The sequence below is a fragment of the Macrococcus sp. DPC7161 genome (genome assembly GCF_004117835.1).
In the GTDB taxonomy this organism is placed as follows: domain Bacteria; phylum Bacillota; class Bacilli; order Staphylococcales; family Staphylococcaceae; genus SDSC01.
Genome location: NZ_SDSC01000002.1, coordinates 21,879 through 42,340, shown reverse-complemented (window position 1 = coordinate 42,340; position 20,462 = coordinate 21,879). Strand labels below are relative to the sequence as shown.

The 20,462-nt window shown below is 32.1% G+C and carries 19 protein-coding genes and 1 riboswitch; of the genes, 16 read left to right on the top strand and 3 right to left on the bottom strand.

Translation table 11 applies throughout. The features are described 5' to 3' along the window. Positions 1-14: 14 nt before the first annotated feature. From ER639_RS03905 to ER639_RS03895, 3 genes are read left to right on the top strand one after another with little or no spacing between them, the layout of a single operon-like run. Positions 15-1,160, top strand: a complete 1,146-nt coding sequence (locus ER639_RS03905; RefSeq protein ID WP_164993353.1) for an ABC transporter permease — start codon at positions 15-17, stop codon at positions 1,158-1,160. Continuing rightward, positions 1,157-2,065 carry an ABC transporter permease gene (locus tag ER639_RS03900; RefSeq protein WP_129064462.1) on the top strand — a complete coding sequence of 303 codons (909 nt, stop codon included), beginning with the start codon at positions 1,157-1,159 and terminating at the stop codon, positions 2,063-2,065. The genes ER639_RS03905 and ER639_RS03900 overlap by 4 nt, the downstream gene beginning before the upstream one ends. Before the next feature lie 8 nt (positions 2,066-2,073). Beyond that, the gene (locus ER639_RS03895; protein WP_129064461.1) at positions 2,074-2,745 is read left to right on the top strand and encodes an ABC transporter ATP-binding protein; all 672 of its coding nucleotides are present in this window, start codon (positions 2,074-2,076) and stop codon (positions 2,743-2,745) included. Between the two features lie 2 nt (positions 2,746-2,747). Here ER639_RS03895 and ER639_RS03890 read toward each other — a convergent pair whose 3' ends face one another. Further along, positions 2,748-3,224 (bottom strand): SRPBCC family protein, encoded by a 477-nt coding sequence (locus ER639_RS03890; protein ID WP_129064460.1) that lies wholly within the window; start codon positions 3,222-3,224, stop codon positions 2,748-2,750. Positions 3,225-3,355: 131 nt separating this feature from the next. Between ER639_RS03890 and ER639_RS03885 the strand changes: the two genes are divergently transcribed. The 7 genes from ER639_RS03885 (at position 3,356) to ER639_RS03855 (ending at position 10,804) form a co-directional block, all read left to right on the top strand. Continuing rightward, complete coding sequence (locus ER639_RS03885) at positions 3,356-3,736, top strand: iron chaperone (protein WP_483306223.1); 381 nt, start codon at positions 3,356-3,358, stop codon at positions 3,734-3,736. Between the two features lie 201 nt (positions 3,737-3,937). Beyond that, positions 3,938-4,696 carry a hypothetical protein gene (locus ER639_RS03880; protein WP_129064459.1) on the top strand — a complete coding sequence of 253 codons (759 nt, stop codon included), beginning with the start codon at positions 3,938-3,940 and terminating at the stop codon, positions 4,694-4,696. 89 nt (positions 4,697-4,785) lie between these two features. After that, positions 4,786-5,421 carry an FMN-dependent NADH-azoreductase gene (locus tag ER639_RS03875; RefSeq protein ID WP_129064458.1) on the top strand — a complete coding sequence of 212 codons (636 nt, stop codon included), beginning with the start codon at positions 4,786-4,788 and terminating at the stop codon, positions 5,419-5,421. A gap of 234 nt (positions 5,422-5,655) precedes the next feature. After that, positions 5,656-5,754, top strand: a riboswitch (SAM riboswitch). A 68-nt stretch (positions 5,755-5,822) separates the two neighbouring features. After that, positions 5,823-6,002 carry a hypothetical protein gene (locus ER639_RS03870; RefSeq protein WP_129064457.1) on the top strand — a complete coding sequence of 60 codons (180 nt, stop codon included), beginning with the start codon at positions 5,823-5,825 and terminating at the stop codon, positions 6,000-6,002. 48 nt (positions 6,003-6,050) lie between these two features. Beyond that, the gene (locus tag ER639_RS03865; protein ID WP_129064456.1) at positions 6,051-7,079 is read left to right on the top strand and encodes an NADH:flavin oxidoreductase/NADH oxidase; all 1,029 of its coding nucleotides are present in this window, start codon (positions 6,051-6,053) and stop codon (positions 7,077-7,079) included. A 498-nt stretch (positions 7,080-7,577) separates the two neighbouring features. Beyond that, entirely contained in the window at positions 7,578-9,191 is a 1,614-nt protein-coding gene (locus ER639_RS03860) for an SgrR family transcriptional regulator (RefSeq protein ID WP_129064455.1), read from the top strand. 14 nt (positions 9,192-9,205) lie between these two features. Next, positions 9,206-10,804 (top strand): ABC transporter substrate-binding protein, encoded by a 1,599-nt coding sequence (locus ER639_RS03855; RefSeq protein ID WP_129064454.1) that lies wholly within the window; start codon positions 9,206-9,208, stop codon positions 10,802-10,804. A gap of 88 nt (positions 10,805-10,892) precedes the next feature. On the opposite strand, the gene ER639_RS03850 is transcribed toward ER639_RS03855, so the two are convergent. Beyond that, positions 10,893-12,131: an aminoacyltransferase gene (locus tag ER639_RS03850; protein WP_129064453.1), complete on the bottom strand. Its 1,239-nt coding sequence runs from the start codon at positions 12,129-12,131 to the stop codon at positions 10,893-10,895. Between the two features lie 120 nt (positions 12,132-12,251). Between ER639_RS03850 and ER639_RS03845 the strand changes: the two genes are divergently transcribed. The 6 genes from ER639_RS03845 to ER639_RS03820 all read left to right on the top strand — a co-directional run bounded on the left by ER639_RS03845 (position 12,252) and on the right by ER639_RS03820 (position 19,286). After that, positions 12,252-14,021 carry a sensor histidine kinase gene (locus ER639_RS03845; protein WP_129064452.1) on the top strand — a complete coding sequence of 590 codons (1,770 nt, stop codon included), beginning with the start codon at positions 12,252-12,254 and terminating at the stop codon, positions 14,019-14,021. Next, positions 13,999-14,721 carry a LytTR family transcriptional regulator DNA-binding domain-containing protein gene (locus ER639_RS03840; protein ID WP_129064451.1) on the top strand — a complete coding sequence of 241 codons (723 nt, stop codon included), beginning with the start codon at positions 13,999-14,001 and terminating at the stop codon, positions 14,719-14,721. The genes ER639_RS03845 and ER639_RS03840 overlap by 23 nt, the downstream gene beginning before the upstream one ends. Positions 14,722-14,859: 138 nt before the next feature. Next, positions 14,860-15,273, top strand: a complete 414-nt coding sequence (gene lrgA / locus ER639_RS03835; RefSeq protein WP_129064450.1) for an antiholin-like murein hydrolase modulator LrgA — start codon at positions 14,860-14,862, stop codon at positions 15,271-15,273. 1 nt (position 15,274) lies between these two features. Next, positions 15,275-15,982 (top strand): antiholin-like protein LrgB, encoded by a 708-nt coding sequence (gene lrgB / locus ER639_RS03830; RefSeq protein ID WP_129064449.1) that lies wholly within the window; start codon positions 15,275-15,277, stop codon positions 15,980-15,982. A gap of 169 nt (positions 15,983-16,151) precedes the next feature. Further along, positions 16,152-16,448 (top strand): hypothetical protein, encoded by a 297-nt coding sequence (locus ER639_RS03825; protein WP_129064448.1) that lies wholly within the window; start codon positions 16,152-16,154, stop codon positions 16,446-16,448. A 150-nt stretch (positions 16,449-16,598) separates the two neighbouring features. Continuing rightward, positions 16,599-19,286, top strand: coding sequence for a YhgE/Pip domain-containing protein (locus ER639_RS03820; protein ID WP_129064447.1), 2,688 nt, complete (start codon positions 16,599-16,601; stop codon positions 19,284-19,286). A 209-nt stretch (positions 19,287-19,495) separates the two neighbouring features. On the opposite strand, the gene ER639_RS03815 is transcribed toward ER639_RS03820, so the two are convergent. Beyond that, entirely contained in the window at positions 19,496-20,272 is a 777-nt protein-coding gene (locus ER639_RS03815; RefSeq protein ID WP_129064446.1) for a TerC family protein, read from the bottom strand. Positions 20,273-20,462: the final 190 nt, after the last annotated feature.

Genomic DNA, 20,462 nt, shown 5'->3' with positions numbered 1-20,462 from the left:
GGAGTGTGATGGATATGAAGACGTTAAAACTAATTCATATCCATCACGCTTTTTTGTTGAAAAAATGGCATTTATTTTTATATATTTTACTATTTATTCTCGTTCTACTAGGTGGTATTCACCTTTTAGAGAAAAACCAAGAAAAAAGTTTAGATATAGGTGTTGTAGACTTAGATCAATCTAAAGAGTCAAAAATTATTCTTAGAGTAGTAACAGCAGGTAAGCTTGGTAAAGATATTCATATTCAAAATATGTCTGAGAAGAAGGCACTAAAAGCATTAAAAGCACATCGTATTGATGGGTATTATGTTTTTAAAGAAGGGATGACGAAATCATTCTACAAAACTAAAAAAATGCCAATTGAAGTGATTACTTATGATGAAAGATCGATTGAAAGTGTCATGATTCATCAATTAACGGAGTCTGTATTTTCTAGGTTAATGTCTTCAATGAGTGGCATGATAACTTATATGAAACTCAATGAATCAGCATCTGAAAAAGAAATGTTGACAATGATGACGGATATGCTCATTACAGGGCTTGATCGCAATGCGGTATTTAATAAAGAACAAGTTGTCGTATACGATACACTCGGTTATATCAAGGTGAGTGTCTATGTACTATCAATCATTTTATTTTATATGAGTATGTCTCAAATATTGAAGATGAATACTTTTGGTAGTTTGTCTCACCGATTAAAGTTAATTCATTTTAGTAAAGAAAAGATGTTACTTACTAGAAGTATAATGAGCTTGTTTTACACTGCTCTTTTTACAATTGGGATTACATTTTTATTGATTAAATTAGGCTCACCATTTGAATGGTACAATATCACATATTTATGTATTGGGTTAATACAATTACTCTTATTCATATGGATGGTGAGTGTTTGTATTGAGTTACAGCAATCATGGGTACAAATGCTGTGTAAAGTGGTTTGTGGGGTGCTTATTTTGACATCTGGGTTACTGATTCCGACGATTTATTTCACAGATGCATTGCATTGGATGACGAATCAACCACTTCAATATATATTCTCTTATTTACTTGAATTATTACTCAATAACTATATTATTGATTTGCCAATCATGTGTTATTGGCTACTTTTAATTGTATTTCTCTGGATGGTAATTACATTTGTTTGGAGGTATAAAAAATGAAATCATTGTTCTATTTAATTGCCTACAAACAAAAGTTGCGTTTAGTGATTTTTGCTATCTTACTCGCTCTAACGTGTGTCATATTTGCTGGTGCGAAGCATTATGCGCAATCAGCGGTAAAAATACCCATCGCCATTCAGGATTTAGATAAAAGTGAAACATCAAAAGCTTTAGTAAAGACGTTAAAAGAAAATAAAACATTGAATGTGAAAGACTTAGAAGATGATGATGCTTTTATTGAAGATGTAGTTAAGAAAAAAACGGCTGTAATCAGTTTGTCTATTCCAAAATCATTTGAGAAAAATTTAAAAAAGCGACAAATTCGTAAGTCGGTTCAATTATATGAAAAAGGGGATTTTGTAAGTACGATTGGTGTTGAATTGATTAGTAAAACATTCTTTGAATTGCAAATTCCTTATATTATTAAGCATTATGAAATAGAACATCATGATTTAAAGGTCATTAAACAATATTATAAAGATAATAAACCGAAAGATGTGATTTCACATAAAGCAAAGTATCATTCAACTCAGTCTATCCAAATGGGATTATTATTATCAATAATTCTATTAGTATCTTTAGTACAGTTATATTTCAATCGCAACATAGCACAATTTGAAGTTTTAAAAAGAGTTTATTTCTTTCAATATACAAACATCCTATTACCTATCATTTATACATTAGTTAATGCAATGATAATATTTGGAATATTTTTTATAGGAAGTTTGTGGATAGACGGGCAATTAAACTTTCAATTTTATTTAGTCAGTTTATTGTTTATTTTGTGCCATACTTACTTTGTGTGCTTATGTTTAATTAAAATAAGAACGTTGAGTCATCGAACATTTATTGCAACAAGTTTTACATTCATGTTAGCGTGTTTTGTTATATTTATTCAATTGTAGGTGATGGAATGATTTTATTAGAGAATATAGATAAACGTTATGGGAAAAAGGAAGTATTTAAATCATTTTCAACAAAATTTGATGACAATAAAATTACCGTTTTGATGGGGGAAAATGGGGCAGGTAAATCGACATTACTCAATATGATTACGACGGTTGAAAAGCCTGATAATGGACATGTATTATATGATGGTAAAAAAATGAAACGACATGAAATTAGAAGAATGGTCGGTTTTATTCCCCAGGAAATAGCGTTGTTTACGCATATGTCGGTCGTGGAAAATATTCATTTTTTTAAATCATTACACAAAAATCCAATTAGTGATGAACGAATCCAATCATTAATGGATCAATTGTATTTGACGGATATTCATCAGCCAATTGAAAAACTATCAGGTGGAACAAAACGTAAAGCCAATATTTTAATAGGATTGTTAGGAGACCCAAAAATTATTGTGCTTGATGAACCGACAGAAGGTATTGATATTAAAGCACGTTTTGAAATTCACCAACTGCTCAATAAATTAAAGAAAAACCGCTTATTAATACTCACAACACATCATTTAGATGAGGTTATTAATTTAGCTGACCATATTAAAGTGATTGGGAAAGACCCATTTTACCAAGAAATATTAACAAAAGAAGGTTTAGCGTTTGAAGTGCTTAAAAATAGCAATTGATGCTATATTTCAAAGTCTTTTAAAACGCCATGTAGTATATCTTGTTCTTTATGAAATTTAGACATATCAAGTGGCAAAGGTTTGCCTGTTTCTGAAATGTGTTTAATGTTATCCATTTGACATAACCACCCTGTAAAATCTTTGACTAGCATGTCATATGAGAGAGGCATGACTTCGGTTAATTTCAATTCAGCAAAACTTTGGTGATCAATAACTTGTAAAGTAACCGTACCTTCACCCCAAGTGAAAGCAATGGTATTATTTGTTTCATCTAAAACAGACATTTGAATGGAAGTATTGTCCATATTAAACAAAAGGTACTTCTGCCCGCCTTCTTGATGAAAAGAAAGTTGTGGAAACCATTGTTGAATCCCTTGAGTAGTATTCAAATACGACATGATTGTATCCACTTTAGCATTTATTTCTATAGAGATTAATTGCGTGAAATGCAAATCTGTTTTTTGGTAGCAGCGCTTCATTAAGAACCTCCTCAATGTTATTTAAATTAGAGTAACATATTTGTTGATTGCAATTAAAGTGAAAATATATAATAATATTAAACTTTCTATACGATTGATGGTGGAAGTATATATTTAGAAAGAGGGATGTTATGTCGGTTATCACTGTTTTTTCTCCATTTTTAGAAAAAATCGAGAACGAAAATCATAAAGCGCAACTATTAGAAGTTTTAGAATATATAGAAGGAAAATTTCCTGAACTTGAGCCTGTTGTGAAATGGAATCAACCTCTGTTTCAAACTCATGGCACATTCATCATCGGCTTTTCTACTGCAAAAGCACATTTTTCAGTAGCACCTGAAAATGTGACAATGGAAAAATTTTGTGATCGTATTGCTGCAAATGGGTACTCTCAAACAAAAGGCATGTTTAGAATAAAGTGGTCAGATCAAGTAGACTATAATTTACTTCATGATATGATAGCTTTTAATATTGAAGATAAAAAAGATTTCGACTTATTTTGGCGTAAATAGTCGAAATCTTTTTTTGTTTTTTCTATTTTATTATTTTTTAATATATGAATCTATACTATCTTTTATATAAAGTTGTAAAAAATGTAAAATTTGTATTAAGTTATACACTATGCAATTGAGTTGAAAAGCAAATACGGTATAATTATATAAGGGTAAAAGAATATAAAATAAAACTGATATATTTGGATGGTGCATTCAACGATGAATTTGCATTTTAAATTACAAGCATTTCATCATCAATTTCCACATATTGCAGCTAATGATGATATGCTTAAAATTGTCAAGGCCTTGCTTTTGACAGGTGGAAAAGTAGATGATGTCCACTTTATTACTAACGCAAACGAAAAGATTATTATGGAGCTATATCAATGTTTAAAATTAAATCACTATTTTGAAGTACTCTCTAACCCTATAACAGAATCTTTAATGCATTTAAAAGAAACAGCCAAAAAGAAGATTACTAGAAAAGAAATGGCCGTCTTTTTACAGTCACGTTTATGCGATGAAAATGAAGATATCGAAGTGATTCATTTAAGATATAACGTGCTTACATGTCGATTAAATGGCACTCTTAAAACGGTTTACTTTTGTTCTTCGAAAGATTATGAATTTGATAAAGAATGTGCTTTGATCAATACAAAGCGTATTTCTGCGTGGCATAAAAGTAGTTATGAACAATTAACGAAGTATGATTACTATGCATTTTTAGTAAAGTTAGATGATAAATCAAATTTTATTTCAAGGTATGAGGATAATATTGAAGGTATTTTATTATCTAAAGCACAGGTTGAAGACTGGATGCTAAAAAAATCGGCGAAAAAAAGTGGTATCATTAACTTTTATATTGATTACCTTCAAAAATCAAATTCCAATGAAATGATACGTATTGTTGATGGTAGAAATACTGGTATTTCATTATTAGAATACTATCACAAAGGCTTCGATTTAGTAACTGATTAATTAAATCTTGCAAAACATTTGCATTTTTTGATCTCTATAAATATAATAAGTATATCGAATATATTTTATATACCAAAGGAGATTACATCATGGCAAAAGTTTTATACATTACAGGACATCCAAATGACGCTTCAGTTTCATATTCTATGGCAACAGGTGAAGCATTTATTGAAAGTTACAAAGTAGCAAATCCAAGTGATGAAGTAGTACATATTGATTTATACAATACTTTCATTCCTTTAATTGATAACGAAGTATTCGCGGGTTGGGGTAAATTACAATCAGGTGAAGGTTTTGAAACATTATCTGAAACAGAACAACAAAAAGTTGCACGTTTAAATGAATTAAGTGATGAATTTGCGGCAGCTGATAAATATGTATTTGTTACACCGATGTGGAATTTATCAGTACCAGCGATTGTTAAAGCATACATTGATGCTGTAGCAGTAGCAGGTAAAGCATTTAAATATACTGAATCAGGTGCAGTTGGTTTATTAACAGATAAAAAAGCTGTATTAGTACAAGCACGTGGTGGTATTTATTCAGAAGGCCCAGCAGCAGATTTCGAATTAGGTAACCGTTACTTAAAAACAATTTTAGGTTTCTTCGGATTACCAAGCATCGAAGAAATTATTGTTGAAGGTCATAATGCTGCACCAGATCAAGCAGCATCTATTAAAGCAGCAGCTATCGAAAAAGCAACAGCATTAGGTAAAACATTCTAATATTGAGTGAAAGAGGTTGAGTCATCATATGATGATTCAACCTCTTTTTCGTATTATCAGTGGTACAAAAGCAGCAACTGCGGTAAAGAACCTCACAATCACTCAAAATCAAAGAACGATTTTGGTTCATGTTCGGTTTTTACTTGTTGCTGAACGCTTTTGTTCCGTCCTCCTTTTTTATTTGAAAATATTACGCAGTTTTTGTATGATAGTAAGAACAATAAAATAGCTTATTTCTTATTTAGAGCGAGTGGAGGGATTTGGCCCGATGAAACTCCAGCAACAGGCAATTGCACTGTGCTAATTCCAACAAGGGAACTTGAAAGATAAGAAGAACTCATGAGGCGCTTCTTTATCTAAAGATGGGCTATTTTTTTATAAATAAAACAAGGAGTGATTTCATGAGAACAAGAAATGACATTTTATCTGATTTACTATGGGTGAGACAATGGCGATTTGAAGATGCACAAAAGCAAATAACTATAGAAAGACGATTATTAAGGGAACTGAGAGAAATAGAAAAGAAGTTTCAAATAGTAAATAGTACTTGCAATCACGAAAGCAAAATAATTAATAAATAATCTGTAATGGCTTAAAATGAAGGAAGAACATACTTAGGAGGCCGAGTTATGGAACATTTATTCACACCTTATGCTTATAAAGGATTACATTTAAAAAATCGTATCGTCATGCCACCAATGTGTCAATATAGTGTAACAAAGGAAGATGGTGTAGCAACGGATTGGCATTTTCAACATTATGTAAGCCGTGCAGTAGGTGGCACAGGTTTGATTATTGTAGAAATGACAAATGTGGAACCCGATGGACGTATTTCGAATCGCTGCTTAGGTTTATGGAATGAAACACAGCGTGATGCATTAAAGAAGATTGTTGATGCTGTGCATGCGCACGGTAGCAAAATTGCGATTCAAATCGCACATGCAGGTAGAAAAGCTGAGAATGCAGAAGTACCTGTATCAGCATCTGATGTTCAATTTGATGAGCATTATCGTAAACCTAGAAGTTTATCAACAGATGAAGTTAAGTTGATGGTAAAAAAATATCAACAATCTGTAAAATACGCTGTTGAAGCTGGTTTTGATGCTATTGAAATACACGGTGCTCACGGCTATTTAATACATCAGTTTCATTCGCCATTAACCAATAAAAGAGCAGATGAATATGCAGAGTTAACACGATTTGGTACAGAGGTTATCCAAGCAGCAAAAGCTGTAATGCCAGAAGATATGCCATTGATCTTTAGAATATCTGCTAAAGAATATGTTGATGGCGGTTATGATGTAGATACGGCCATTGCGTTATGCAAAGCGTATGAGAAAGCAGGGGCTGAAATATTCCATATTTCATCTGGTGGAGAAGGTCCAATTGGTTCAAGAGGAAAGCCTGGCACACATGCAGGTTATCAAGTACCATTAGCGCGTGCAGTTAAACATGCGCTTAAAGTACCTGTTATTGCTGTAGGCAGATTAGATGATGCACAGCTTGCCAATGCAACTATTGGAAATGAAGATGCGGATATGGTAGCTGTAGGCCGCGGTATGTTAAGAAATCCTTATTGGGCTTTAGAAGCCAATGCAACTTTAAACAAAATAAATCAACAAGAACTTGTGCCAAAACAATATTTTGCAGGATTTTAATTTAAAGGTTATTTCTGTACATATAAATAGCGATATAGTAAAATAAGTATAAATGATTGTATTGTTATTAATAGCGTACAATATAAGGAGTGAACATAATGACTGAACAAAATTCAGGTTCAATTTCAGGTAAAGTAACTGATAAAACGACAAGTACGATTTCAGGTCGTGTTAAAGACGCATCAGAAAAAGAAAATAAAAAAGAAGACAAATAGTTGAAGTTTTAATGCACCTATACATTTTATGTAGAGGTGTATTTTTTATCATAAAATATCAAAATATTTAAAATTTTATTATATAAATGTTCATTATTTTGTTAAAATATTATTGAGTAAATCATAAAACAGAAATATTTTATATTAAGTACTATTGAATCGTTAAATGTAATATTAGGTAAAAATATGTAGATTTTCATACGAAAAATGATATACAATATAAGACCATACTTAAAGCCTTACGCATTTAAAAAAGAATATAGAACCGAAGTAGGCGAATAAAATGATTGATGAAAAAGTATTAAAACTGAATAATTACTTGAAAAACCATGAATTCAACCGTACTGAAGTTGCCAAATTATTAGATATAACAGAGAGGCAACTTTCTAGACTATTGAAAAAATGGGAAGCAAGCGGCTATATTAAGCATTCTACGGGAATCGGACGTGGCAATCGTTCGATGGTTCAAATGCAATCGAATATTGAACAATTGTTTATCAATCAAGTACTGAATGAAATTAAAACACTTTCGTTAGAAGAAGTAGAGGATTTAATGCAATTACCATTATCTGCTTTCTCAAAGAAAATCATTCTTACATATGTTGAAGATGGTATTTACAAACATGCAAAAACAGTGCAAGATGACCAACCAAATGTACTTGTAGATTATTTATATCGTATTCCTAAAGATTTTGATCCTTTACAAGGTGTAGATGTAGCAGCTTCTGTAATCATACAAAATATTATGGATAGATTATATGAGTATAATGATAAACAAGAAATCACTTCTCGAATTGTTGCTTACGATGTATGGGAAGAAGATGGCTATAAGATACTCATTAATAGAAATCATTATTTTTCTAATGGTCAGCTATTAAATGCACAAGATGTTGTAACGTGTTTGAATCGTTTATTTGAGCATCCTTTGTACAAACATTTGTATGAAAATGTCATTAAAGCAGAGGCGCTGACGACATTCTCATTAAAAATTTATACAAAAAGAAAAATGGCGAATATTCAACTATTATTAATGGATTCCGCAGCGAGTATTTATAAATGTATTGATGATGTATATTATGGAACAGGTCCATTTTTTGTCCATAAAGTAGAAGATGAAATGATTGTGTTAAGAAGAAATGAAGCATTGCTAACGAATCCTGCTGAATTATCGCAATTATATATTGTTAGTGACCGAGAAATGTACATGGAATTCTTTAAAGAACACAATATGATTAAAGGAACTGATAAAAACATTTCATTTGTAAATAATATATTGTTTAACCCGAACACGACATTGTCACTAAATGATCGAAGAAAACTATGCCTTTTAATTATTGAATATTTTGAAAAAAGATTTGCGAATAATACTGAATTATTTATCCGACTTTTTGATGATATCAAAGATTATTTAAGTCAATTTAACTTGGAGAATTATCGTATTGAAAAAACAATTAAACTGCTTTACGTTAACTACATTAATCCTGAATTAAAAAATATATATGAACATCTGATATTCAGTGGATTAGATATTGAAAGAGTGAATGTGTCGTTTGATGAGTATACAAAAACGAACCTTAATGAATTTGACGTGGATTTCATTTTCATGATAGAAAACATTGATATCAATCATTATTTCTTTAATATGTTACAAAATTCTAAGTTAAAAGATTGGTATACAGATAATCCTGAATCGAGAATATTGATGACTTTATTTAACGAGAAGCATAATGCTTATTGGCATTATGCAGAAGAGAAGCTTGGGCGTTATCTTATTGAAGAAATGCTTTTTCTACCGTTAATTTTAGGGTATAGAAAATATTATTTACCACAACAATTTAAGTCAAACTGTGCAGGAGCGAATCAGTTCTTTGATTATAGTAAAGTCTTTGTAGTTTAGAAGGGAGGGTCTTTGTGAATAAACGATTATTGTTGTTAGATCGTTATTTAGAAGAGGATAATCCGACACTAGATTTAGCAACATATTTAGGGGTTTCTAATAGACAATTAACGCGTCTATTAAAGCATTGGTCTGAAAGTGGCTTAATTAGTTATACAGCAGGATCTGGACGTGGGATTAAGAAGCAAATAGATATTAATGTGGATATTGAAAAAGAATTATTCCATTATGTTATCAATAATAAAGATAAATTATCGATAAAAGAACTTGAAGAATATTTGGCATTGCCATGGCATCCAGAATCTATTAAGGTCATTTTGGAACTCATTGAAGAAAGTAAAACGCCTGAAGATGAAGAACATCGCATTTCCATTATGGATTTCGTTTATGGCATCCCTAATAAGATACATCCTTTTTATACGAAAGATATTGTAGGTACTCAGGTTAACTTTCAAATCTTTCATACGCTATATTGTATCAGTGACACAGGGGAAATTGAGTATCAATTGTTAAAGTATGATGAATGGATAAACAATGAGTTACACATGTATTTGAAGAAAAATGTGTATTTCTCAGACGGTAGTAACTTTACGGCGCACGATGTGAAGTTTTCTTTGGATCAAATCAGAAAAGAAGGCGCGTATCAAAAATTTCTCGATGCAGATATAGAAGTGGTAGTTGTTAATGATTATCATGTGAAATTGGTATGTCCGACTTATAGCGATATATTAAAGTACACATTAACGGAGCCATTTGTATCGATGGTTAAAGTCGTTGATGGAAAGGTTATTGGTACGGGTCCTTATTATTTATATAAGCATACGCCTGAAGAAATAGAATTACGTGTAAATAAATTTTATAATCGTAAAGTAGATGTTACAGTCATTTATTTTATTGCCAACCTATCTAAATACTTTGATTATCACACGAAAAAGTATAAACACACTGTATCGACAACCTGTTATTCTGGTACGGACTTTCTATTATTTAATCCACTGCACAAAGATTTAACGATTGAGCAACGTGCTTTTGTGAGTCGTGTGGCAGTGGCTACATTTTATAATCATCTAGATTTTCATACGTATTTATATAAGTGGTTGAACCATAAACCTCAAGAGATGCTTTTAACAGTGCCGAAATTTGAAAGACCACTTGTCATTTTGGCGGACCGTTATACAAGAAAGAAACTAACACAATTGTGTAATGCATTGGCAACATACGGTGTTGCAGCAGAAATTAGAGAAATAGATCATGAACTCTATATAAATAGCCATTTAACAACGTTTGATTGTGACTTAGTATGGATGTCTGAGAGTTATCACCATTTACAACCGTATAAAACATTTAACTTACTTACTCATTGTAAAGTACATGAATGGTATGAGGTTGAAGAGAAAGGGAAAGCTTTCTTAGAAACAATGTATCATAAAGAAGATGCTAAAGATGTTAAAGGTCTTGCGGAAGATTACTTAAATTACTTAGAGTCGTCTTATTATATGATTCCTTTAATCGAGAAACATCGTAAATTCATCGTGCCAACGCATATGACTAATGTTAAAGTGAAGCAATACGGGATTATTGATTATAGTCACATATTGTCTAAGGATTTGTAGGTTATTACAGCTTTTATTTTGTGAATAATGAAAAAGAGTATGAGCAATCAATGTGTGATATTGGTTGCTCATACTCTTTTTACGTATTTTATTTTTGTTTCATTTTATATAATTTATAGAAGAACGGTTTTAAAGGTTTTTCGAAATCGCCGATAAATTCATCTACTTCAGCGTTAAATCCTTTTTTGAATTTAATAACACCAGCATCTGTTGATGATTCAGAGAAGTCTCCACTTACCCCGTAGAAGTTATAATAGTCTAAGCCTAATGACTTTGCGTATTTAATCATTTCCCACATCATATTGTACGCACCCATGAATTGATTGTACTTTGGATTTGACCCGCTTGATAAATAGTACAATTCATGATTATTGCGGATATACAACGCACTTGCTAAGTTTAATATATCGCCATCTGTAGCTTTTAAAGCTTTAATGTCTTCGATTTTTTTCTTTTGATTATTAACAGCTTTCTCTAATTCAGCGACTTTATTTCTTAACTTTCTAAAGTCTGGATTTTCATCTAATTCAGCTTTATGTTTATCATAATCAGCTTGCTTTTTCGCAAGGTCAGCTTCAAGTGTAGCTAAATGTTCATTTAAATCAATATAACTTAAAACTAAACGACACTTGTCTTTGTATATCTTTTGCATTCTTACAAAGTGATCATAACCCATGAATGAGAAGCCATGTTTGTCTTTTGCCATATTAAATAATTCAAAGAATGTTTCTGTTTCATCGATAGATAAGTCACGTAATTTAACGCCCATTTCGATAGTTTTGTTAATATTTCTACGTGTTTTATATTCCATTGCCTTTAATAAATCAGCTTCTGATTTGTCTTTTAAGTTCAATACCGATAAAAATCTTGCTTGAGAGTCCATTGAATAGCCGACTGAATAGCCTTTGTGGTGATATCCTAAAGCTTCTAAATTTTGAATAATATCTTTATGTTCAAATGTTTCTGTAACATTACCATCGTGATCACGCTTTTGGATAACGATATGTGGATCAACAAGTACGAATAAACCATTTTTCTTTTTGAGATATGCTGTTAATCCGTTGTAGAAAGTATCAACAAGTGCTTTATTGTGATGATCCATTACTGGACCGCGATGAGAATAATAATAGTTAAAGAATTTAAATACTTTAGCACCAGTTAATAAACATGCTGCAAGTACAGTGTCTCCATCTTTAACGCCTACAAGATGTACAGGTTCATTATGATCCATTTTATAATCATAATGGTATTGCATTTGTGTATAGTGACTAAAGTGTGTGTTTACGAATTGCTCGTATTCAACGACATTCAATTCACAAAATTTCATAATAAAAATATCCCTTCTGACTTCAATTGTAAGTTGATTATACCAAAGTTTTCACGATTATACATAAGATAAAGTAAAGTGTTGGTGTATAATGGGACATATTAGAATAGGGGTGCTTTAATGTTTAGTTTATTTATTTTGTTGGTGGAACGTTTAGGCATTATTATTTTGCTTGCTTATATCTTGATGAATATTCCATATTTTAAACGCATTATGGCCAATCGAAGTTCGTGGTCGACTAAAGTTAAACTTGTGGTGGTCTTTGGGATTTTCGCGATGTGTTCGAATATTACAGGAATTGAAATTAGACATAATCATATCATTTCCAGTCAAATCTTCTTACATATTGAACGAGATGCATCGCTGGCAAATACACGAGTTTTGTCCATCAGTGTTGCTGGGTTGATTGGTGGCCCATTTGTAGGTATATTTGTCGGGTTAATATCTGGGATATCGCGATTTATGATTGGTGGTAAAGATGTCTATACTTACATCATTTCATCAGGTGTTATAGGCTTGTTGTCAGGATTCTATGGTTATTTAAGTTTACGTAAGTCATCATACCCAACGATTAAACAAGGTATTATTATTGGAATTGTTTTAGAAGCGGTACAAATGATTTGTATCATTTTATTTGCAAGTAATACAGCAAATGCGATTGAATTAGTAAAGTTTATTGCTTTGCCTATGATGTTGGTTAATAGTTTAGGGACAGCAATTTTCTTGTCCATTATTTTATCAACGATTGAATTAGAAGAGAGAATGAAAGCCATTCAAACACAAGATGTTTTGAATTTAACCAATGAAACACTGCCTTACTTTAGAAGTGGACTAACGGAGAAATCGGCACAACAAGTAGCACAAATTATTAAAGATACAATGAAAGTATCAGCGGTATCCATTACGAACAAAACAGATATTCTCGCACATGTCGGTGCTGGCAGTGATCATCACACCCCTAAGAAAAAAATTATTACGGATTTATCAAAGGATGTTATTAAAACAGGTAAGATGAAACATGCGCATTCAAGGCAAGAAATAGGTTGCTCACATCCAGGATGTCCGCTAGAACGTGCGATTGTTGTTCCGCTCGAATCGAAAGATGAAGTTATTGGGACGTTGAAGTTTTATTTTACAGAACAACGCGATTTAACGATTGCTGAAAGGAATTTAGCAGAAGGCTTGGCGAAGATATTCTCGAGTCAAATTGAACTGGGTCGTGTCGATATACAAAGTAAGTTGTTGAAAGATGCTGAAATCAAATCATTACATGCACAAGTGAATCCGCACTTTTTCTTTAATGCCATTAATACTATTTCGGCATTGATACGTGTTGATGCGATGAAAGCACGAGAATTATTGTTAAGCTTAAGTCATTTCTTTAGATCTAATTTGCAAGGTGCAAGATCTAACACGATTACGGTTGACTCTGAAATTCAACAAGTAAAAGCTTATTTAAACTTAGAACAAGCAAGATTTCCTGAAAGGTTCAATGTGTCTTTCTCTATTGATCCAACTTGCTTGGATGAAAAAGTACCACCATTTTTGATTCAAATATTAGTTGAGAATGCGATTAAACATGCGTTTCAACATAGAAAAACAGATAATGATGTACTAGTACTTGTTGAAAAAAATAATGAAATGCTACATATTAAAGTACAAGATAATGGCTTTGGTATTGATCAAGCCAAAATTGAGGCGATTGGAAAAACACCTGTTGATTCAACTTCAGGAACAGGTAGCGCATTAGAAAACTTAAATCGTAGGTTAATCAGTTTATTTGGCACTTCAAGTGCACTACATTTTAATACAGGGAACAATGGCACATTATTTTATTGCGATATTCCGATAAGAAAGGATGAAACAGATGAATATATTAATCACCGATGATGAGCCATTAGCGCGCAATGAATTGAGTTATTTATTAAATGAAATGGATGCTGTTGAAAATGTAGATGAGGCAGACTCTATAGAGAGTACTTTTGAACAATTGCTACAACATCAATATGATTTGTTATTTTTAGATATTCATTTAATGAATGAAAGTGGTTTAACTTTAGCTGAAAAGATTAATAAAATGAAGCAACCACCACTTATTGTGTTTGCAACTGCGTATGATATGTATGCTGTAAAAGCATTCGAATTGAATGCCATTGATTATGTATTAAAGCCTTTTGAAGCATCAAGAATAGAACAAACAGTGGTTAAAGCGCAGAATTTATTAAAAGATAAATCTGAAGTGATTGCACCAGTTATGAAAGTAGAGAACATTTCGATTCAAGTAGACGATAAAATTTATGTATTAAATGTAAAAGATATTATTGCTGTATCGGTCGAGCAAGGGCATCTCATGATTAATACGATTAAGGGTGACTACTTGATCAATGACACATTGGCGACTTTTCAGAAGAAATTACCTGAAACATTATTTCTGAAGATTCATCGTGGGAGCATCATCAATAAAGAACATATTATTAGTGCTGAGCCTTGGTTTAATCATACGTTTCAAGTGAAACTGACAAAGGATATTAAGTTACAAGTTAGTCGTTCATACATTAAAGATTTCAAGAGTCAAATCGGATTAAAATAGTGAAAAATAATGAAAACATTTTAACTGCTGAATATTGCATTTCAGCAGTCTTTTTTTGCATTTCAGAATGAAAGCGGATTCAAAATGTAAATTTCGTTGTATAGTAAGGCTACGATAAAGAACGGGAGGTCATTTAAAATGACAGAAAAAAAAGCAGCAGTTAAAACGTACACATTTTTACACCAAGTTACAGTGATTGCAGTTATCATGATCATTTCAAAAGTGCTTGAAGGATTGAGCCCAATTCCAATGCCAGCATCAGTAATCGGATTAGTATTATTGTTTGCAGCACTTTGTACAGGTATTGTGAAATTAGCACAAGTTGAAACAGTAGGACAAGCATTAGTGAACAATATTGGATTGTTATTCGTTCCAGCAGGAATTTCGGTAGTGAAATCATTACCAGTCATTGCACATAGTCCAATTTTAATTTTAGGATTAATCTTTATTTCAACGTTATTATTACTTGTATGTACGGGTGTATTCTCTCAATTGTTAATGGGCAAAGACAAAGTAGAACGCACAGTATTAAAAGAAGTGGAGGCAAAATAATATGGATAAATTAATCGATTTAAGTCTTAACTCAATTTATTTCGGTATTTTATTAACAGTGATTCCATTTTGGATTGGTCAAATTTTATTTAAGAAAACTAACGGATTCTTCTTATTCGCCCCATTATTTGTTGGTATGGTTGCAGGTATTGCATTCTTATACTTAACAGGAATTTCTTACGATACGTATTTTAAAGGTGGATCTATTGTACAAAGTTTCTTAGAACCTGCAACAATTTGTTTTGCAATTCCTTTATACAAACGTCGTGATATTTTACAAAAATATTGGTTACAAATCTTTGGTGGTATTACATTAGGTACAGCAGCAGCGATTTTTATGATTTACTTAGTAGCAAAATTATTTATGTTAGGACATGATGTGATTGCATCAATGTTACCACAGGCAGCAACAACAGCAATCGCGTTACCTGTTTCAAAAGGTATCGGTGGTATCCCTGAATTAACTTCTTTAGCGGTTATTTTAAACGCAGTGATTATATACGCATTAGGCGATAAGTTATTAAAATTCTTTAAAATTTCTAACCCAGTTGCGAGCGGATTAGCTTTAGGAACTGCAGGACATGCAATGGGTGCATCAAAAGCGCAAGAATTAGGTGAAACAGAAGCATCAATGGCAAGTATCGCACTTGTAATTGTTGGTGTAATTGTTGTGGCAGTTGTACCTCTACTTGCAAACATCTTATTATAATCGGTATTACATTATTTCACATATTGTTGTTAAGGGGTGGAAGCCTTAATAACCAAAGCATTGCCTAATGGTGATGCTTTTTGTTTTGTAACAAAATAGGGATACTATGAATTTGTACGATAAAATGATACAATCCAATACATAGAGATTTCGATTGGGAGACGAATATATGGAAACGATAGGCTTTGGTATACTTTTATCAATCTTAGGATTAAGTATTTATTTATTTCAAATTGATTTATTGGTTCAAGGATTTAGTAAGAAAGTCATTATCGATAAGCCTAAACTGTGCCGTATTGGAGGTTTATATACACTTTTTCCAATTGGACTATTATTTATTTTAATCAGTAATATAGATGATCCCAAAATTTATTTTTCAATTCTTTTATTAATACTTATTATTTTAGGTTTAGGTATTTTATTAGTAGATATAAAGTGTACACAAAAGCAGACAAAACATCATTAGTATGTTCTGTCTGCTTTTTTCTTAAACAATTGAATTTACAACGTGCATTTGTTATATTAGTAAATGTTCTAAAAATAAAGTGCTAATAAAACACTATAAAAATAACATAAAAATAAAAAATAAATTATATTAATATAAGGAGATGGGGAGTTGAAACTACCATTTAAATTGTTTTTACATGATTTAAAAAATATTCGACGCACACCGTCGTTTATTATATTATTAATTGGCTTATCAATACTGCCTTCTTTTTATGCTTGGTTTAATTTGAAATCCTCTTGGGATCCTTATTCTAATACTAGTGGCATAAAAGTTGCTGTAGTCAATCATGATAAAGGAACGACATTTAAAGGAAAAGACATTAACGTCGGTGATTCACTTGTCAGTGAATTGAAACATAACGATAAATTTGGTTGGGTATTTACGGATGATTTAAAGCATGCGAAACATGAACTGCGATTAGGGCATTATTATGCAATGATTCATATCCCTAAAAACTTCTCAGAAGACACAACGAGTATTTTACATAAGCAACCTAAACGCGCCATTATTGATTATGAAGTCAACCAAAAAATCAATGCAATTGCACCAAAAATGACCAATGCCGGTGCGACGCAAATTACGAAATCATTAAATGAAAAATTTGTAGATATCGCAACGAAAGCATTATTAAAAGAAAGCAACAAAGTAGGGTTAAAACTACAAGATAAATTGCCTACTTATCGTAAAATTGAAAATGCGGTTTATGAAGCAGAAGCAGCGATTCCTGAAATGGAAAAATTTAAAGAAAAAATCATTAAAATTGATCAACACCAAAACGATATTACAAAGTATTCTAATGAATTTTATCAATTGGCGAACTATAAGGATAAAATTAATCAAGGTGCAAATAAATTGGTGATTGCCAACGAGCATGCTGGGGATATTCAAGCTGCAGGAAATATGCTGGTAAAACTAAACAACAATATGGATACAATTGAATCTGCATTGAATAAAGCAGGTCAAATTGAATCAAAGTTCCCTGAAATCAATAAAGCCGTGCAAACAGGTATAAAAGCAACGAGTACTGCAAATGCAGTATTGAGCAAATCTCAAACGAAACTCGCACCTGTTCATGAACTCCTTGCGCCGGTGGATACAAAAAAACAATCCACAGAAAAAACACCAGAAATTAAAAAACCGGATTTGTTGCCGGCGAAAGATGCTTTATCTGAAGGATTAATGGCCTTAGCACAATTAACTGGTGAAGTTGCAAAAAGTCAGCAAGAAGGATTGTCCCAATTATCAACATTGGTAAACAGCAAGCCTGCTGCTAGTGATACATTGACAAAAAATTTACAAGCTTATCAAACACAATTGAATCAAACCATTCAATTCAATGAGCAGCTGATTCAAATTTTGAATGAAAGTAGCAAACAATTAGGTGATTTATCAGCGATTACAAAACAGTTAAACGCGACCAATCAAATACTTAAAACGCTAAATAGTGATGTATCTAAAGCAATTACAGCAAGTCAAAATAATCAAAATGTAACTATGAATACTGATAATATCCAAGCAGCGAATAATCAACTTGATGCATTACAAAAGTTTGCGAATCAAGAAATGCCTCAGTTATTAACAACTGGTTTAGATTCGTTGGATCAATCATTGGAACACATCGCTTCAAAAGTAAGTGATGCAAGTAAATTTGTAAATCAAGTTGATGATATCTTATCGAATGCATTGACATTATCTCAATCAATGAATCAAACGTTAACATCATTAAGCGAAGTGCTGCCTGGTATGGAAGCCACATTTACGAGATTAAATCAAACAGCACAAGAAAACTTTCCAACATTTAAATCTAAGGTGAATAAAGCTGCTGGATTTGTACAGAGTGATTTACCAAGCGCTTTAGCAGATTTGAATCGAATCAGTTTATTTGTTCAACAAGATTTACCGGGCGTAATGAATAAGTATGATCAAGCTTCAAGTTTACTTAAAAGCAATTTGCCTGAAGCACAAAAGAAAATTCATGAACTGGCAATATTTGCACAACAAGACTTACCTGGTATCGAAAAAGATATTAAAAAAGCAGCAAACAAGTTTAGAGAGCTTGATAAAAAGGATAGTTTAGGTAAGTTAATTAAATTGTTAAGAAATGATTTAAAAAATGAATCAGATTATTTTGCAGAACCAATCAAATTAAAAGAAACACAAATATTCCCTATACCAAATTACGGTTCAGCAAGTGCGCCTTTCTATACAGCTTTAGCACTTTGGGTAGGAGCATTGTTATCTTGTAACTTATTAACAACTGAACTGAAAGATAAATCACAACAAGGACTGTTTAAATTAAAAGACGTATATTTAGGAAGAATGATATTATTCCTTATATTAAGTGTCTTACAGTCAAGTATTGTTGTGTTAGGTAATTTCTTTATATTAGATGCTTACGCAAAACATCCTGTTTATAACTTATTGTTTGCAGTATTTGTCGGCTTAGTATTTACGATTATCGTCTATACAATGGTAAGTTTATTAGGTAATATCGGTAAAGCGTTAGCCATCATCATTATGGTATTACAAATTTCAGGTGGTGGTGGTACTTTCCCAATTCAAGTTACACCACATTTCTTCCAAATGATCCATCCATTCTTACCATTTACGTACGGTGTTGATTTATTACGTGAAGCGGTAGGGGGCATCGTACCAGAGATTGTCACTAAAAATTTAACCATGTTGTTCATTTTTGGTTCGGGTGCATTGATATTTGGATATCTTTTAAGAGAACGATTTGAACCGATTAAACATGGTTTCTATTCAAGAAGTAAAGCAAGTAACTTAGTAGAATAAAAAAGAGGACGGTACAAAAGCGTTCAGCAACAAGTAAAAACCGAACATGAACCAAAATCGTTTTTTGATTTTGAGTGATTTTGAGGTTGTTTACCGCAATTGCTGCTTTTGAACCGCTGATAAGAGGACGGTACAAAAGCGTACCGCTGTTAATACGAAAAATAGGTTGAGACATTAAATTATGTCTCAACCTATTTTTATTTGAATAATTAAGCTTTATGAGCACGTTTACTAGTAAACCAACCGATGGCTAAAATGCTAAGTAATACTGCCCAGAAGATGATTTGCCATAAACCTGAATGTGGGAAGTCATGTGGTAATACATTAATTTTCTCATGTGCTAATACTAATACAACTAACTTAATACCAATCCATCCAACGACACCAAATGCTGCGGCTTCAAGTCCTGGATATGTTTCTAATAATTTAACGAAGTATGTTGCGGCAAATCGCATTAATACAACACCTAACATACCGCCAATAAACATTACCGTAAATTGACCAGCGTTTAATCCTAAGAAATCAGGACCGACTTTTGGTAATGTCACCGCAATGGCAATGGCAGCTAACATTGAATCGATTGCAAATGCAATGTCTGCACCTTCTACTTTTAAGACCGTCATCCAGAAACCGCTTTGCTTTTTATCATTTGCTTCTTCAGCGATATCAGGAACATTAGGGTCGTTTGCATGATTTTTCTTTTTGAAATATTGATACAAACTTTTAATAGACATAAAGATTAAATACGCTGCACCAAGTGCTTGTATTTGCCAGTAGTTTGCAAGAATTGTGATGAAAAATAATGATGCTAATCGGAAAACAAATGCACCGACTAAACCATAAAATAAAGCTTTCTTACGTTGTTCTTCAGGTAAATGCTTTACCATAACTGCCATTACGATGGCGTTATCTGCTGCTAGTAACCCTTCTAAAACGATTAAAACTAATATAACCCATAAGTACGAAATAATGATACTTGGATCCATTAAAACACTCCTTTTGTTTTGAATACAAAAAGACCCATGCCGAAACAATGGCATAGGTCTCACTAAACAAGATGTTCCATATTACCGGAATTGCTTCGTATTGACGATAATATGCTTAGAGTTACTCCCCTATAGGCGTATATGTATTCTTTAATTTTTAAATTTAAATCCTTAACGGATACATTTACTG